Annotated in this window: 9 protein-coding genes; 2 read left to right on the top strand and 7 right to left on the bottom strand. The window is 73.5% G+C overall.

Translation table 11 applies throughout. From position 1 onward, the window contains the following. Positions 1–56: 56 nt before the first annotated feature. The 7 genes from BS73_RS19860 to hisC all read right to left on the bottom strand — a co-directional run bounded on the left by BS73_RS19860 (position 57) and on the right by hisC (position 12,677). On the bottom strand, positions 57–2,105 hold the full coding sequence (locus tag BS73_RS19860; protein ID WP_063837026.1) for a GAF domain-containing protein: 2,049 nt from the start codon (positions 2,103–2,105) through the stop codon (positions 57–59). Positions 2,106–2,127: 22 nt separating this feature from the next. Then, a complete protein-coding gene (cydD, locus tag BS73_RS19855; protein ID WP_037574401.1) occupies positions 2,128–5,766 on the bottom strand; it encodes a thiol reductant ABC exporter subunit CydD in 3,639 nt (1,212 codons plus the stop codon). Between the two features lie 43 nt (positions 5,767–5,809). Continuing rightward, positions 5,810–6,820, bottom strand: coding sequence for a cytochrome d ubiquinol oxidase subunit II (gene cydB, locus BS73_RS19850; RefSeq protein WP_037574398.1), 1,011 nt, complete (start codon positions 6,818–6,820; stop codon positions 5,810–5,812). A gap of 27 nt (positions 6,821–6,847) precedes the next feature. Next, positions 6,848–8,389, bottom strand: coding sequence for a cytochrome ubiquinol oxidase subunit I (locus BS73_RS19845; RefSeq protein ID WP_037574396.1), 1,542 nt, complete (start codon positions 8,387–8,389; stop codon positions 6,848–6,850). A 242-nt stretch (positions 8,390–8,631) separates the two neighbouring features. Beyond that, entirely contained in the window at positions 8,632–9,657 is a 1,026-nt protein-coding gene (gene cydB / locus BS73_RS19840; protein WP_037574394.1) for a cytochrome d ubiquinol oxidase subunit II, read from the bottom strand. 12 nt (positions 9,658–9,669) lie between these two features. Beyond that, positions 9,670–11,238, bottom strand: coding sequence for a cytochrome ubiquinol oxidase subunit I (locus tag BS73_RS19835; RefSeq protein WP_037574393.1), 1,569 nt, complete (start codon positions 11,236–11,238; stop codon positions 9,670–9,672). Between the two features lie 353 nt (positions 11,239–11,591). Then, entirely contained in the window at positions 11,592–12,677 is a 1,086-nt protein-coding gene (gene hisC, locus BS73_RS19830; RefSeq protein ID WP_037580293.1) for a histidinol-phosphate transaminase, read from the bottom strand. 358 nt (positions 12,678–13,035) lie between these two features. On the opposite strand from hisC, the gene BS73_RS19825 reads away from it, so the two are divergent. Together BS73_RS19825 and BS73_RS19820 are read left to right on the top strand one after the other, a co-directional pair. Next, positions 13,036–14,136: a LacI family DNA-binding transcriptional regulator gene (locus tag BS73_RS19825; RefSeq protein WP_037574391.1), complete on the top strand. Its 1,101-nt coding sequence runs from the start codon at positions 13,036–13,038 to the stop codon at positions 14,134–14,136. A gap of 749 nt (positions 14,137–14,885) precedes the next feature. Continuing rightward, entirely contained in the window at positions 14,886–15,776 is an 891-nt protein-coding gene (locus tag BS73_RS19820) for a metallophosphoesterase (RefSeq protein WP_322987286.1), read from the top strand. Positions 15,777–15,783 lie beyond the last annotated feature (7 nt).

Here is a 15,783-nt window from a genome sequence, read left to right as displayed (position 1 = left end):
CCGCTCGCCGTAGTTCGGTAGCGCCCCGGCGCCGGCGCCGGGCCCGGGGCGCTAGGTCAGAGCAGGGCGGTCCACCGCACGGTGGTCCCCCGGCCGCCGGGGCCCGGCTCGTGCCAGGCCGCGCCGCCGAGGCCGCGGGCGCGGTCGGCGAGGTTGCGCAGCCCGCTGCGGCGGCCGCCCTCCGGGATGCCGACCCCGTCGTCGCTGACGCTCAGCATCACCGCGGGTCGGCCCGCGCCGGCCCGGCGCAGAGCCTCCTCCAGCGCGCGACCGCGGTCGGCCTCGCCGGCGGCGGGCTCCCCTTCCGCTCCCTCGCGCCGCCCGCCCTCGCGCCGCCCGCCCCCGGTGGGCTCCGCCGCTTCCCGCTGCTCCCCCGGCTCGTCCAGGACGAAGGTCGGATAGCCGTGCTCGTCGATGTGGATCCCGGCGTCCACGTCCACCGAGACGGTACGGGCCCGGGCGTGCCGGGCCGCGTTGGAGAGCATCTCGCGCAGCGCGGCCACCAGTTGGCGGCCGGTCTGCTCGCCCACCACGGTCTCCACCGGTCCCACGAAGGCCACCGAGGGCTTGAAGCCCAGCACCGCCGCGGACTGGCCGATCTCCCGCAGGACCCGGGTGCGGAGGTTGTCGTCGGCGCCGTCCGGGGTGTCGTCGTGCTGGAGGGCGTAGATGGTGGTGCGGACCTCCTTGATGGTGGCGTCCAGCTCGTCCACCGCCTTGCTGATCCGCTGCTTCACCTCCGGCACCTCGGTCTTGCGCTGGGCGCCCTCCAGCATCATCCCGGTGGCGAACAGCCGCTGGATGACCAGGTCGTGGAGGTCGCGGGCGATCCGGTCGCGGTCCTGGTAGACGGCGAGGCGCTGCTGGTCGGCCTGGCCCTCGGCGATCCGAAGGGCGAGCGCCGCCTGCGCGGCGAAGGCGGTGGCGAGGCGGCGCTCGTCCGCGCTGAACTCGGCCTCGCCGGGGGAGCGCCAGACGGCGACCGCGCCGAGGAGACGGCCCGCGCTGGTCATCGGCAGGGCCATCCCGGGCCCGAAGCGGCGGGCCAGCGGCCAGGCGATGTCCGGGCTGCGGGACATGTCGGAGAGGAAGACCGGCTCGCCCCGGAGCAGCCGGCTGACCGCGGGGAACTCCGAGGCCACCGCCTGGGCGCCGGTGAGGAGGTCGGCGCCGGTGCCGGAGGCGCTGAGCACCTGGAGGCCGCCGTCGCCGTCCGGGGCGGCGATCATGCCGACGGCGCCGTCGGCGAGCTCGCGGAGCTGCTCGGCGACGACGGAGAAGGCGGCGCGGGTGTCGGCGGCGCTCTCCGAGGCTAGGAGGGCGTTGCCGACGGCGGAGGTGCCGACCACCCAGCGCTCGCGGCGGCGGGCGCCCTCGTACAGGCGGGAGTTCTCGATCGCCGTTCCGGCGGCGGCGGCGAGGGCGAGCACCACCTGCTCGTCGCTCTCGTCGAAGCCGCCGGGCTTCTCGGTGAGGTAGAGGTTGCCGAAGACGGCCTCCCGGACCCGGATCGGCACGCCGAGGAAGGAGCGCATCGGCGGGTGGTGTGGCGGGAAGCCGTAGGAGCGGCGGTCGAGGGCGAGGTCCTCCAGGCGGAGCGGCTCCGGGTGGTCGATCAGCGCGCCGAGGAGCCCCTTGCCCTGGGGGAGGTGGCCGATCTCGGCCGCGGAGTCCTCGTCGATGCCGACGTAGACGAAGTCGGAGAGGCTCTCACCGGAGGCGTCGACCACGCCGACGGCGGCGTAGCGGGCGCCGGTCACGGCGGTGGCGGCGGCGGCGATCCGCTGCAGGGTCGCATGGAGGTCCAGCCCGGAGCCGATGGCGACGACGGCCGCCAGCAGCTCGCGCATCCGCGCGGTCGCCTCGGGCGAGTCCACACCGCGCAGGCGCGCCACGATCTCCCCGGCGGCGGAGTGGAGCGCGGCTCCCCCGATCGACGGCTCGGCGGCGCGCCCCGCCGCCCACTCCCCGAAGGGATGAGCCGGCGGAGGCGCGTCGACCCGCTCGGCGCCGCCGTCATCGGCTTCGGGCTCGGCTTCGGGGTCGGGGTCGGGGACGCCGCCGGCTTCGGGGTCGGGGGTGGAGCGTTCCTGCGGGTCGGACATGAAGGAAGGGTAATTTGTCCGGTTATGTTGCGGTAGGCGACAGGGCGGGGCGGCGGGCCTGGGGGACCAGGGCGTCGGCGGCCCGCTCGCGCTGCCACATCGCGCGGAGGCGGCCGTTCTCGCGGGTCGTCAGCTCGGCCCAGGTACCCCGTTCGGCGGTCCGGCCCCGGTCCAGGACCACGATCTCGTCGACCGCGTCCAGTCCGGCCAGCCGGTGGGTGATGATCAGCGTGGTGCGGCCCTCGGTCGCCGCCAGCAGGTCCGCGGTGAGGGCGTCCGCCGTCTCCAGGTCGAGGTGCTCGGCCGGCTCGTCCAGCACCAGCAGCGGGAAGTCCGCGAGGAGGGCCCGGGCCAGCGCCAGCCGCTGCCGCTGGCCCCCGGAGAGCCGGGCGCCGTGCTCGCCGACCATGGTGTCCAGGCCCTCCGGCAGCCCGCGCACCCAGTCGCCGAGCCGGGCCGCGTCCAGCGCGGACCACAGCTCCTCGTCCGCCGTCCCGTCCGGCCGCGCCAGCCGCAGGTTCTGCCGCAGCGAGCTGTCGAAGACGTGGGCGTCCTGGGCGCACAGCCCGATCACCCGGCGGACGTCGTCCCCGGCGAGGGTCGTGGCGTCCACTCCGCTGCCGGTGAGGGTGATCCGGCCGCCGGAGGGGTCGAGGAAGCGCAGGAGCGCCAGCGCCAGCGTGGTTTTGCCGGAGCCGCTCGGGCCGACGACGGCGATCCGCCGGCCGGCGGACAGGTCCAGATCGAGGCCGGCGAGCGCCGGCTCGGCCCGACCGGGGTAGCGCACCGTCAGATCGCGGGCCCGCACCGGCAGTCCGGCGCTCGCGTCCGGCAGCCGTGCCGGCTCGGCCGGCTCCCGGACCGGTGCCGGCTCGTCGCCGACCTCGACCAGCCGCTCGGCCGCGCGCACCCCGCGCTGCCGCGCCTGCGCCGCCGCCGGCAGCCCCGCGACCGCCTCGAAGGCGGCCAGCGGGGTCAGGATCAGCACCGCGAGCAGCACGCCGTGGATCCGCCCGGACGCCGTGGCGGCCACCCCGATCGCCGCGCAGCCGGCCACCGTCAGCCCGCTGAGCAGGGCGACCAGTCCGGCGCCGAGCCCCTCGGTGCCGGCCGACCGGCCGGCCAGCCGGACCAGCCCGGCGTCGGTCTCCCGCAGCCGGCGCAGCCGCTCCGGCAGCGCCCCGGCCACGGTCAGCTCCTCGGCCCCGGCGAGCAGCTCCACCACCTGGGTGGCCAGCGCCCCCTTGGCCGGCGCCAGCCGCCGCTCGGTGTTCCGGGAGACCCGCGAGGCGAGCAGCGGTACGGCGAGGCCGGCCAGCAGCAGTCCGGCGGCGACCGCCGCCCCGGCCGCGGGCAGCAGCAGCCCCACGGCGAGCACCGTGCCCGCGCAGACCAGGATTGCGGAGGCGGCCGGCAGGACGAACCGCAGGAAGTGGTCCTGCACCGCGTCGACGTCCTCGACCAGGCGGGAGAGGAGGTCCCCGCGCCGCCAGAGGCCGCGCCCGCCGGCCGGGGCCAGCCGCTCCAGCGCGCGGAAGAGGTTGACCCGCAGCCCGGCCAGGCCGCGGAAGACGGCGTCGTGCGAGAGGAGCCGCTCCGCGTAGCGGAAGAAGCTCCGGCCGATGCCGAAGGCCCGTACCAGCGTCATCGCCACCATCAGATACAGGATCGGCGGCTGCTGGGAGGCGCGGGAGATCAGCCAGCCGCTGGTGCCGAGGAGGGCGATGGCGCAGCCCAGCGCCAGCGCGCCGAGGAGGACGGCCGCCGCGAAGCGGGGGCGGGCCCCGCCGCCCTCGGCGAGGGCGAGGCGACGGACCCGGCGGATGGCGCCGGCGCGCCGGCCCTCGCCCTCGCGGGCCTCGCGGGCCCCCGCCGCGACCGCCGCGACCGCTGTTTCGGCCTCGTCGGGCGCCGCCGCCGGCGCCGGCGCCGCCGCGGCCGCCGGTGGCTCACCCGCCGCGCTCGCCCGCGCCCCATCGCCCGGCCCGTCGGAGTCCCGCGCCGCCTCCGGCGCCGGCAGCGCCACCACCCGGTCCGCGACCGCGAGGAGCGCCGGCCGGTGGGCGGTCAGCAGGACGGTCCGGCCGCGGGCGAGTTCGCGGACCGCCGCGACGATCGCGGCCTCGCTCTCCCCGTCCAGGTTCGCCGTCGGCTCGTCCAGCAGGACGACGGGACGGTCCGCGAGGAAGGCCCGGGTCAGCGCGATCCGCTGGCGCTGCCCGGCGGAGAGGCCGGAGCCGCCCTCGCCGAGCACGGTCTCCGCACCCTCCGGCAGGGCCGCCACGAACTCCGCGGCCTGCGCGGCCCGCAGCGCCGCCGCCAGCTCCCGGTCGTCCGCCTCCGGCCTGGCCAGCCGGACGTTCTCGGCGATCGTCCCGGCGAACAGGTACGGCCGCTGCGGCACCCAGGCGACGCACCGCCGCCAGCGGGCCGGGTCCAGCCCGGCCAGCTCCTGGCCGCCGATCTGCACCCGCCCGGACTCCCGCTCGGCCCCGCCGAGTCCCAGCAGTACGGAGAGGAGGGTGCTCTTGCCGGCCCCCGAGGGCCCGGTCAGGGCGACCGTCTCGCCGGCCCGGACGGTCAGCGAGACGTCCTTCAAGGCCGCCGCCGGACGCCCGGGGTGACGTACCGTCAGCTCGTCGACCTCGATGTCCGCCGCCGCGGGGCGCTCGACGACCCCTCCGCCGTCGGCCTGCTCCGTTCCGGCCTCCAGCACCGCGAAGACCTCACCCGCCGCGGCCAGTCCCTCCGCGCTGGCGTGGTAGTGGGTCCCCACCTGACGGATCGGCAGGTACGCCTCCGGCGCGAGCACCAGGACGAGCAGCCCGTCCGACAGCGTCATCGACCCGTCCACCAGCCGGGTGCCGACGGTCACCGCGACCAGCGCCACCGACAGGGTGGAGAGGAGCTCCAGCGCGAAGGAGGAGACGAAGGCGATCCGCAGGGTGCGCAGGGTCGCCCTCCGGTACTCCGCGGTGACCCGCCGGATCGACGCCGCCTGCGCCTTCGCCCGGCCGAAGACCTTGAGCGTCGGCAGCCCCTCCACCACGTCCAGGAAGTGGTGGGAGAGCCTTCCCAGCAGCGCCCACTGACGGTCCATCCGGTTCTGCGTGGCCAGCCCGATCAGGATCATGAAGACCGGGATCAGCGGCAGCGTGCAGACCACGATCACCGCCGAGACCCAGTCCGCGAGCACGATCCTGGCCAGCACCGCGACCGGCACGATCACCGCCAGCGCGAGCTGCGGCAGATACCGGCTGAAGTACGCGTCCAGCGCGTCCACCCCGCGCACCGCGAGGGCGGCCAGCTCCCCCGTGCTGTGCCGGCCGTCCAGCCCGCCGCGCGGCCCGAGTTCGGCCGCCCTGGCCAGCAGCCGCCCGCGCAGCTCGGACTTGACGCCGGCGGAGGCCCGGTGGGCGGCGGCCTCGGTGAGCCAGCCGACCAGGCCGCGGCCGACGGCGACCGCCGCCAGCGCGGTGATCTCCCAGCCCAGCGAGCCGAGTCCGCGCCCATGCTGGAAGGCGCCCACCACCAGGTCGGTGATCAGCACGGCCTGCGCGATGACCAGCACCGCGCCGGCCGCACCGAGCAGCACGGAGAGGGTGAGGAACACCCGCGCGCCACGGGCGTACCGCAGCAGCCGGGGATCGACGGGCTTCATCTCTCGGGCCTCGCTTCGCTCAGTGCCTCGACGCTTCGGTCGCTCAGTGCCCGGCCGTCGCGGCCGGAATGTGCTGAATGCCGATCCGCTTGCGGAACACCCAGTACGTCCACCCTTGGTAGAGGATGACCAGCGGCGTGGCAAAGACCGCCACCCAGGTCATCACCTTGAGGGTGTAGTCGGCCGAGGAGGCGTTCGCGGTGGTGAGGCTCCAGGCCGGGTCGAGGGTGGACGGCATCACGTTCGGGAAGAGCGACAGGAAGAGCGCGGCGATCACCGCCGCCACCGCCACCCCCGAGCCGAGGAAGGCCCAGCCCTCCCGCCCGAGGCGGTTCACAGCCAGCGAGGCGATCAGCGCCGCACCCGCGGCCACCAGCGCGGCCAGCGACCAGCCGTCCCCGCGCTCGGCCTGGCCGACGCCCAGGAAGGCGGTCACCACGAGCAGTGCCAGCACGCCCAGCCGCATGGCCAGTCCGCGCGCCCGCAGCCGGATCTCCCCGGTCGTCTTCAGCGCGGTGAAGACCGCCCCGTGGAAGGTGAAGAGCACCGTGAAGGCCAGCCCGCCGAGGGCGGCGTACGGGGTGCAGATGCCGCCCAGGCCGCCGATGTAGTCGCCGGCCCGGTCGATCCGCATGCCGTGCACCATGTCGGCGAAGACCGCGCCCCAGACGAACGAGGTGAGCAGCGAGGACCAGAAGACGCACTGCTCCCAGCCCCGCTTCCAGCGCTCGCCGTCCCGCTTGGCCCGGTACTCGAAGGCGACCACCCGCAGGATCAGGCAGACCAGGATCAGCAGCATCGGCAGGTAGAAGCCGCTGAGCATGGCCCCGTACCAGGACGGGAAGGCGGCGAAGGTCGCGCCGATCGCGGTGACCAGCCACACCTCGTTGCCGTCCCAGACCGGGCCGATGGTGTTGATCAGCACCCGGCGCTCGGTCTCCCCGCGGGCCAGCAGGTTGAGGAGCACGCCGACCCCGAAGTCGAAGCCCTCCAGGAAGAAGTAGCCGGTCCACAGGACCGCTATCAGCAGGAACCAGAAGTCGTGGAGATACATCCCGCAGCTCCTCTCGGCAGGCCGGGGTCAGTAGGCGAAGGTCAGCGGCTCGTCGTCGCTCTCGGGCGACAGCGGTCCGCGCGGCAGGGGTTCGTGACTGGGCGGCGGCTCGTCGCCGATGCCCTTGCGGACGTACTTGATCAGCAGCCGCACCTCGACCACCGCCAGTGCCCCGTACAGCACCGCGAAGACGCCGAGCGAGATGATCTGCTCGGTGACCGAGACATTGGGGGAGACCGCGTCGGCAGTGGTCATCAGTCCGTAGACCACCCAGGGCTGGCGGCCCATCTCGGTGAAGAGCCAGCCCAGCGCGTTGCCGATGAGCGGGAAGCCCAGGGTGAGGAGGGCGATCCGCCAGGCCCAGGTGGTGAGGAAGGGGCTCAACTCCCGTTCCCTGGTGAGCATCAGCAGCGGCAGTTCGGTCTCGGGGCGCCGGAAGCGGGGGTCGATCCAGCGCTTCTGCCGGGTCAGCCAGAGCCCGGCCACCGCGATCGCCACCGAGATCATGCCGAAAGTGATCATGCCCCGGTAGGCCCAGAAGGACTCGAAGATGTCCGGCACGTAGTGCTGCCATTCACCGCCGAACTGCGTCGACTCCTGCCTGGCCACGTCCACGATGCCGCGCACCGGGGAGTGGAAGTCGTGGTACGAGAGGAAGGACAGCAGCCCGGGGATGTTGAACTCGAAGACGTTCCGGCCCTGGTGGAGCGAGCCGATCGCGAAGAGGGAGAACGGCGCCGGGGCGGCGGTGTGCCACAGGCCCTCGGCCGCGGCCATCTTCATCGGCTGCTGCTGGACCATCACCCGGCCGATGGTGTCGCCGCTCAGCAGCGCCCCGATCCCGCCGGCCAGTGCGGTCCACAGTCCCAGCCGCAGGGAGGTGCGGATGGTCGCGATCTTCGTGCCGTCGCGCTCCTCCAGCGGCTGCCGCCGCGCCCTCAGCACCAGGTAGGCGGAGATGCCGACCATGAAGGCGCCGCCGACGATGAAGCAGGCGGCGAGGGTGTGGAAGACCGCCGCCAGGGTGGTGTCCTGGAAGAGCACCTTGGAGATCGAGGTGAGCTGGGCCCGCCCGTTCGCGGCGATCCGGTAGCCGTTGGGGTGCTGCATGAAGGAGTTGGCGGCCAGGATGAAGTAGCTGGAGAGGAACGTCCCGATCGACACCATCCAGATGCAGCCGAGGTGGACCTTGCGGGGGAGCCGGTCCCAGCCGAAGATCCACAGGCCGATGAAGGTGGACTCGAAGAAGAAGGCGAGCAGCGCCTCCATCGCCAGCGGTGCGCCGAAGACGTCGCCGACGAACTTGGAGTAGGCGGACCAGTTCATGCCGAACTGGAACTCCTGCACCAGGCCGGTGGCGACGCCCATGGCTATGTTGATCAGGAAGAGCTTTCCCCAGAACTTGGTCGCGCGGAAGTACTTCTCCTTCTCGGTGCGCACCCAGGCGGTCTGCAGCCCGGCGGTGAGCGCCGCCAGGCTGATCGTCAGCGGGACGAACAGGTAGTGGTAGACGGTGGTGAAGCCGAACTGCCACCGGGCCAAGGTCTCATGGGCCAGGGCGAGATCCACGTCTGATCCCTCCGTCGCGTTCGGGCAGGAACCGCTGGTGAGGCGGCCGTTCACGTGAGCTTGTGAACGTGAACACTTTCACAAAGTATTATCCACAGCGTTCGAACGCCCCATGCAGGGGGGTCCCCCGGTCCGACGCGGGCCCCGGACGGGCGCCTCGGGGCCCTCAGGTCACGCACCAGGGGCGGAAGCTGACGAACCGTCACCTTCCGCCCCGGTAAATCCGCAGGTCAGCCAGGGTGTCACTGCGGAATCGCCGACACCCCGATCCGCCTGCGGAACACCCAGTACGTCCAGGCCTGGTACGCCAGGACGACCGGCGTCATGACGCACGCCACAATCGTCATCACCGTGAGGGTGTAGTTCGCCGATGAGGCGTTGCTCACAGTGAGGCTCCAGGACGGGTCCAGGCTGGACGGCAGGACGTCCGGATAGAGGCTGAGGAAGAGCATCGCCACCGCGGCCACCACGGTCACCCCGGACAGCGCGAAGGACCAGCCGTCCCGCTGCAGCCGGGCGAAGGCCAGCGCGGAGACCAGCGCCACCACGGCGATGATCAGCGCCGCCAGCGACCAGCCGCCGCCCAGCCCGCCGGGCGGAGTCGCGCCCAGCCCCTGGTCCACCTGGGTCCAGATCAGGAAGGCCGAGGCGAGCACCGCGGTGACCCCGCCGGTGAGCAGCGCCGCCCGGCGGACCCGCGCGCGGATCGGCCCCAGGGTCTTGAGCGCGGCGAAGGCCGCGCCGTGGAAGGTGAAGAGGAAGAGCGTGGTGAAGCCGCCGAGCAGCGCATAGCCGTTGATCAGGTCCCAGAAGCCGCCCACATAGACCTCGTCGGCGTCGATCTTCACTCCGCGGACGATGTTGGCGAAGGCCACCCCCCAGAGGAACGCGACCAGCAGCGAGGTGACGAAGAGCGCGTGCTCCCAGTTGCGCTGCCAGCGCCGCCCGGACCGCTTGCCGCGGAACTCGAAGGCGACCCCGCGCACGATCAGGCAGACCAGGATCACCAGCAGCGCGAGGTAGAAGCCGGAGAAGAGGGTGGCGTACCAGACCGGGAAGGCGGCGAAGGTGGCGCCGCCCGCGGTGAGGAGCCAGACCTCGTTGCCGTCCCAGACCGGGCCGATGGTGTTGATCAGCACCCGGCGCTCGCGGTCGTCCCGCGCCACCACGCCGACGAGGATGCCGACGCCGAAGTCGAAGCCCTCCAGGAAGAAGTAGCCGATCCAGAGGATCGCGATCACCAGGAACCAGAAGTCGGTCAGATGCATGGTCAACTCCGGTCAGTAGGCGAAGGCCATCGGGCGGTCGGAATCCCCGCCGGAGCCGTCGGGGCCGCCCGGCCCGTCCGGACCCGGTCCGCGCAGCCGCGGATCGCGGGTGGGCGGCTCCTCCTCGGGGATGCCGGCCTGGGCGTACTTCTTGAGCAGGCCGATCTCGATCACCGCGAGGACCGCGTAGAGGAGGGTGAAGACGGTGAGGGAGAAGACCTGGTTGCCGACGGTGACGTTGGGGGACTCGGCCCGGGCCGTCCGCATCACCCCGAAGACCACCCAGGGCTGGCGGCCCATCTCGGTGAAGATCCAGCCCCAGGAGTTGCCGACCAGCGGGAAGAAGAGGGTGGAGGCGGCGATCCGCCAGGACCAGCGGGTGAGGAAGGCGTTCAGCGCGGTCTTCCTGGTCAGCATCAGCTCGGGGACCTGGTCGTCGCCCCTCCGGTGCTCGGGGGCGAGCCAGAACCGGCGCCTGGTCAGCCAGAGGCCGGCCAGGCCGAGGAGGAAGGAGAACATCCCGAAGCCGATCATCCACCGGAAACCCCAGTAGGTGGTCGGGATCATCGGGTAGTAGTCCTTCGGCTGTCCGCCGTACCTGGCGGCCTCCTTGGCCGCGGTGTCCTTGATCCCCGGCACCGCGTCGTGGAAGTTGTTGTGCGCCAGGAAGGACAGCAGCCCGGGGATCTGCCACTCCACGGTGTTGTGGCCCTTGTTGACGTCACCGATCGCGAAGACCGAGAACGGGGCCGGCGCCTCGGTCTCCCACAGCGCCTCGGCCGAGGCCATCTTCATCGGCTGCTGCTCGAACATCACCTTGCCGAGGGTGTCGCCGCTGATCGCGACCAGGATCCCGGAGACCGCCAGGGTCACCAGGCCGAGCCGCAGCGAGGTGCGGGCGGCGCCGAGCTGGACCGGCTGCCGGTCGGCCTCCGGGCGCCGCCGCTGACGCATGATCAGGTAGCCGGCGATGCCGACCATGAAGGCGCCGCCGCTGAGATAGGCGGCGGTGAACGTGTGGAAGGCCTGCACCAGGGCGGTGTTCTGGAAGAGCACCCGCCAGATGTCGTTCAGCTGGGCCCGGCCGTTGGCCCCGACGTGGTAGCCGACCGGGTGCTGCATCCAGGAGTTGGCGGACAGGATGAAATAGCCGGAGAAGAGGGTGCCGACGGAGACCGCCCAGATGCAGGCGCAGTGGAGCCTCCTCGGCAGCCGGTCCCAGCCGAAGATCCACAGGCCGATGAAGGTGGACTCCAGGAAGAAGGCGACCAGCGCCTCCATCGCCAGCGGCGGGCCGAAGACGTCGCCCACGAAGCGGGAGTAGCGCGACCAGTTCATCCCGAACTGGAACTCCTGGACGATGCCGGTGACCACGCCCATGGCCAGGTTGATCAGGAAGAGCTTCCCCCAGAACTTGGTCGCCCTGAAGTACTTCTCCCGGCCGGTCCTGATCCACGCCGTCTGGAGCCCTGCGGTGAGCCCGGAGAGGCTGATCGTCAGCGGGACGAAGAGGAAGTGGTAGACGGTGGTGACGCCGAACTGCCAACGGGCGATCGTCTCGTGGGCGAGGGCGAGGTTCATGACCGCCAGCCTGCGCCAGCGGACTCCACAGCCGCCCAAGCCACCCCCGGCACCCCGGAGCCCACCACTCGCGCGGCGTAACCCGACGGTGCCGCGCGCCTACCGGGCCTGCGGGGCCCGCGGGTCCCGCGGGGGCGGCTTGCGGGCGGTTGACGGACGGCTTACGGGCAGCCCACGGGCGCAAGGAACCGCACGGCCGGCGCGCGCGAGGCCGCCGCACTCGGCGGCGACTACCGCGGCGCGACCCGGCGTCCGCCGCCGGCTGCGGACGGCTGCGGCGCTGGACCGCGCGGTTCCGGCGCTGCTGATCCGCCGCGCCGCGCCTACGCGCGAGCCCGTCGAGCCGGCCGGCGTCAGGCGGCGAAGCGGGAGGCGACCTCCAGGAAGATGTCGTTCGCCGGGCGCTCCGCGATGGAGACTCGGACGCCCTCGCCCTCGAAGGGGCGGACCACGACGCCCGCCTCCGCGCAGGCCGCGGCGAAGGCGGCGGTCCGCTCCCCCAGCCGCAGCCAGACGAAGTTCGCCTGGGACCGGGGCACCCCCGGCCACCCCTGCGCGGCCAGCGCGTCCAGCACCCGCTCCCGCTCGGCGACCAGCGCCTCCACCCGCTCCAGCAGGGCCTCGCGGGAGCGCAGCGAGACGATCGCCGCGTCCTGCGCCAGCTGACTCACCCCGAACGGCACCGCGGTCTGCCGCAGTGCCGTCGCCACCGGCTCCTGCGCGACCGCGTACCCGACCCGCAGCCCGGCCAGCCCGTACGCCTTGGAGAAGGTGCGCAGCACGGCGACGTTCGGCCGCTCCCGGTAGATCTCGATGCCGTCCACGGCCTCCTTGTCCCGGATGAACTCCAGGTAGGCCTCGTCCAGGACGACCAGCACGTCGCGCGGGACCCGGTCGAGGAAGCCCTCGATCTCCTCCCGACGCAGCACGTTGCCGGTGGGGTTGTTCGGGGTGCAGAGGAAGACCAGCCGGGTGCGCTCGTTGACGGCCGCGGCCATCGCGTCCAGGTCGTGCGACTCGTCCGGGCGCAGCGGGACCCGTACCGAGCGCGCTCCGCTGATCTGGGTGATGATCGGGTACGCCTCGAACGACCGCCAGGCGTACACGACTTCGTCCCCCGGCCCGGCCGTCGCCTGGAGCAGCTGCTGGGCGACGCCCACGGAGCCGGTGCCGGTCGCGATGTGCGACTCCGGCACCCCCAGCGTGCCGGACAGCTCGGCGATCAGCGCCGCGCAGGCCATGTCCGGGTAGCGGTTCGCCTCGCCGGCCGCGGCCACCGCCGCGTCCAGTACTCCGGGCAGCGGAGGGTACGGGTTCTCGTTGGACGAGAGCTTGAACGAGGGCGTCCCGGCCCCGCCGGAGCCGCCGGCCGGCCGGCCCGGCTTGTACGCGGGGATGCCCTTCAGCGCCTCCCGGAGCCTCGGCCCGGCCCCCTCCAGGCCGCTCACCTGCTGATCCTGCTGCGGCTGCTGGGCCGCAGACGCGGCGCGCACCTGCCCGGCGGTCTCGCTCACCGTTAACTCTCCTTTATGTGCTGGTCAGGATCACCATACGAGCCGACCGCGGCTAATTCACCCGTGAAGGTGAGATGTCCGGACCGTGGAACTGCACGGGACCGCGCATTCGCGCCTGCGCACAACCCCAGCAGCGAAGTGAAATGTCCGCAACAGCCTGGTAATCCCTGGCCCCCGGCCCTCCGCGCCTTGCAGAATCGAATCTTCAGGCCTGCAGCGGCCGTACCGAGCCCCGAAGCGGCCCCGCTCACCCCGGCGTTCCGAGCCATACCATCGGCCTGCCATGACAGCAGCAGCGAACCAGAGCGGTCGGCGGTCCACCCCGCCCCGGCGGCTGGAGCGGGCGGGCATCCGGGACGTGGCAGCCGCGGCCGGGGTGTCCATCACCACTGTCTCCGACGCCCTCAACGGCAAGGGCCGCCTGCCCGAGGAGACCCGGAGCAAGGTGCGCGAGGTCGCCGAGCGCCTCGGCTACCGGCCCTCCGCCGCCGCGCGCACCCTGCGCACCGGACGCTCAGGGCTGCTCGGCCTGACCGTCACCACCTACGGCGAAGAGCCGTTCACCTTCACCGAGTTCGCGTACTTCGCGGAGATGGCCAGGGCCGCCACCTCCGCCGCGCTCGGCCGCGGATACGCCCTGGTCGTGCTGCCCGCAAGTTCGCGGCACGACGTATGGAGCAACGTCGCGCTGGACGGGACGGTGGTGATCGACCCGGCCGACCACGACCCGCTGGTGGCCGAGCTCCACCGGCAGGGCATCCCGGTGGTCAGCGACGGCAAGCCGGGCAACTGCCCGGTCACCGCCTGGCTGGACAACGATCACGAGGCGGCCGTCCTCGGCATCCTCGACCACCTCGCCGAGTCCGGTGCCCGCCGGATCGGCCTCCTCACCGGCACCAGCACGGACACCTACACCCGGCTGTCCACCGAGGCCTACCTCTCCTGGTGCCTGCGGATCGGCCAGGAGCCGCTGTACGAGGCGTACCCGGCGCACGACCCCGCCGCCGGCGCGGTCGCCGCCGACCGCCTGCTGGCCAGGCCCGACCGGCCGGACGCGGTGTACGGGCTGTTCGACCCCAACGGCACCGACCTGCTGGCCGCCGCCCGCCGCTACGGGCTGCGGGTCCCCGAGGACCTGCTGCTGGTCTGCTGCAGCGAGAGCGACGTCTACGCGAGCACAGAACCGCCCATCACGACCCTCTCGCTGAAACCCCGCCGCATCGGCACCACCGCGGTCAACCTGCTGATCGACGCGATCGAGCAGGACGGGCCGTCGGCCCCGGCCGGGCGGCTGATGCCGACCGAGCTGATCGTTCGCGCCTCCTCGCTGCGCCGCACCCCGCGGACCACGGTGAGCCCGCCCCGGCCCTCCGGCGAAGAGTGATCCGGCGGGGTGGGCGGGGGCGCCGGTGCGGCGAGAGCTGTGGCGGGCGCCGGTGCGGCGGGCGCCGGTGCGGCGGCCGCCGGTGACCTGGCGCGCCGGGGGACGCCCGCCGCGAATCGCGGCAAATCCGACGCTTCCGGACAGCCGCCCGTATCCGCCCCACCAGGAAGCCCCGATTGATCCCGCCCAGGTGCGGACGGCGGGATCAGCGTCTTCCTATGATGGGCGGATGACACCGGTGGACCCCTTCGCCCGGCCTGACCTGCCGGACACTGGCCCTGTCGGGCCCTCATCGGGCATCACCGACGGGGACGCGGCATCGGCGCGCGATTCGTTCGACTTCTTCGCTCCCGCGCAGCCCCCCGCGGCGCCCGAGCGCCCGCCCGTCGACCCGCGTGTCAGTCCTCCGGTCACCTCTCCCGAGACGGGGGACGCCGGCCCCGCCCCCGAGGGCCCGGTCCCGCCGGTCCCCCCGGTTCCCCCGATCCCGCCGGCCCCTCCTGTTCCTCTTGTGCCGCAGGCGCCCGCCGTGCCGCAGACGCCCCCGGCGCCCCCGGGCCCCCTGGGCGCCCCCGTCCCCCCCGGCGGCTCGCGGATCTGGGAGGCGCTGGTGCCGCCCGCGCAGGGCAGCGCTCCCTACGGCGGCCCCCCGGCGGAGGACCCGCCGACCCTGGAGCTCGGGGATCCGGCGAACCTCATCCCCCCGCCGCCGGAGGTCGAGTCGGCGCCCCCGCGGCCCCGCGCCCCCGGTGGGGGCCGCCGCGCCCGCCGCGGCGACCACCACCGGCTTCGGGACCGAGCAGCCGACCGAGCCGCCGGGCCCGCTGTACGTGGTCGGCGACGTCCACGGCCACCTCGACGAGCTGCTCGCCGCCCTGCGCGCGAACGGCATCATCGACGACAACGGCTCCTGGGTGGCCGGCCGGACCAGGATCTGGTTCCTCGGCGACTTCACCGACCGGGGCCCGGACGGCGTAGGCGTCATCGAGCTGGTGATGCGGCTGGCCGCCGAGGCGGCCGCGGCCGGCGGGCTCTGCCGGGCGCTGATGGGCAACCACGAGCTGCTGCTCCTCGGCGCCGCCCGGTTCGAGGACGCGCCCGTCCCGTCCAGCGCCGGTACGGCCTCCTTCATGGCCGCCTGGCGGCTGAACGGCGGCCAGCAGAGCGATCTGGACCGGCTCGAGGACCACCACATCGCCTGGCTCTCCCGCCTCCCCGCGGTGGCGGTGGCCGACGGCCACCTCCTGCTGCACTCGGACACCTCGGTCTACCTGGAGTTCGGCGCCTCGGTGGACGAGGTGAACGACACCGTCCACGCGGCGCTCCAGCGCGGCGAGGCGGACGAGTGGTGGGACCTCTTCCGGCGCCTCACCAAGCGCTTCGCCTTCCGCGGCGAGGACGGCCCGGACGCCTGCCGCGAGCTCCTCTCCGTCTTCGGCGCCCACCGGATCGTCCACGGCCACAGCCCGATCCCCTACCTCCTCGGCGACGTCGACCGGGAGGACGCCCACGCCGCGGCCGGCCAGGTGACGGGTCCTCATGTGTACGCGGAGGACTTGGCGGTGGCGATGGACGGCGGGGTCACCATGGAGGGGCCGATGCTGATCGCCCGGCTTCCACTGGACCTCAAGCCCGCTTGACGAAGCG

The organism is Phaeacidiphilus oryzae TH49 (assembly GCF_000744815.1).
GTDB classification, from domain to species: domain Bacteria; phylum Actinomycetota; class Actinomycetes; order Streptomycetales; family Streptomycetaceae; genus Phaeacidiphilus; species Phaeacidiphilus oryzae.
The sequence above is the reverse complement of the archived record's forward strand: the minus strand, read 5'-3'. Positions and strand labels throughout refer to the sequence as shown.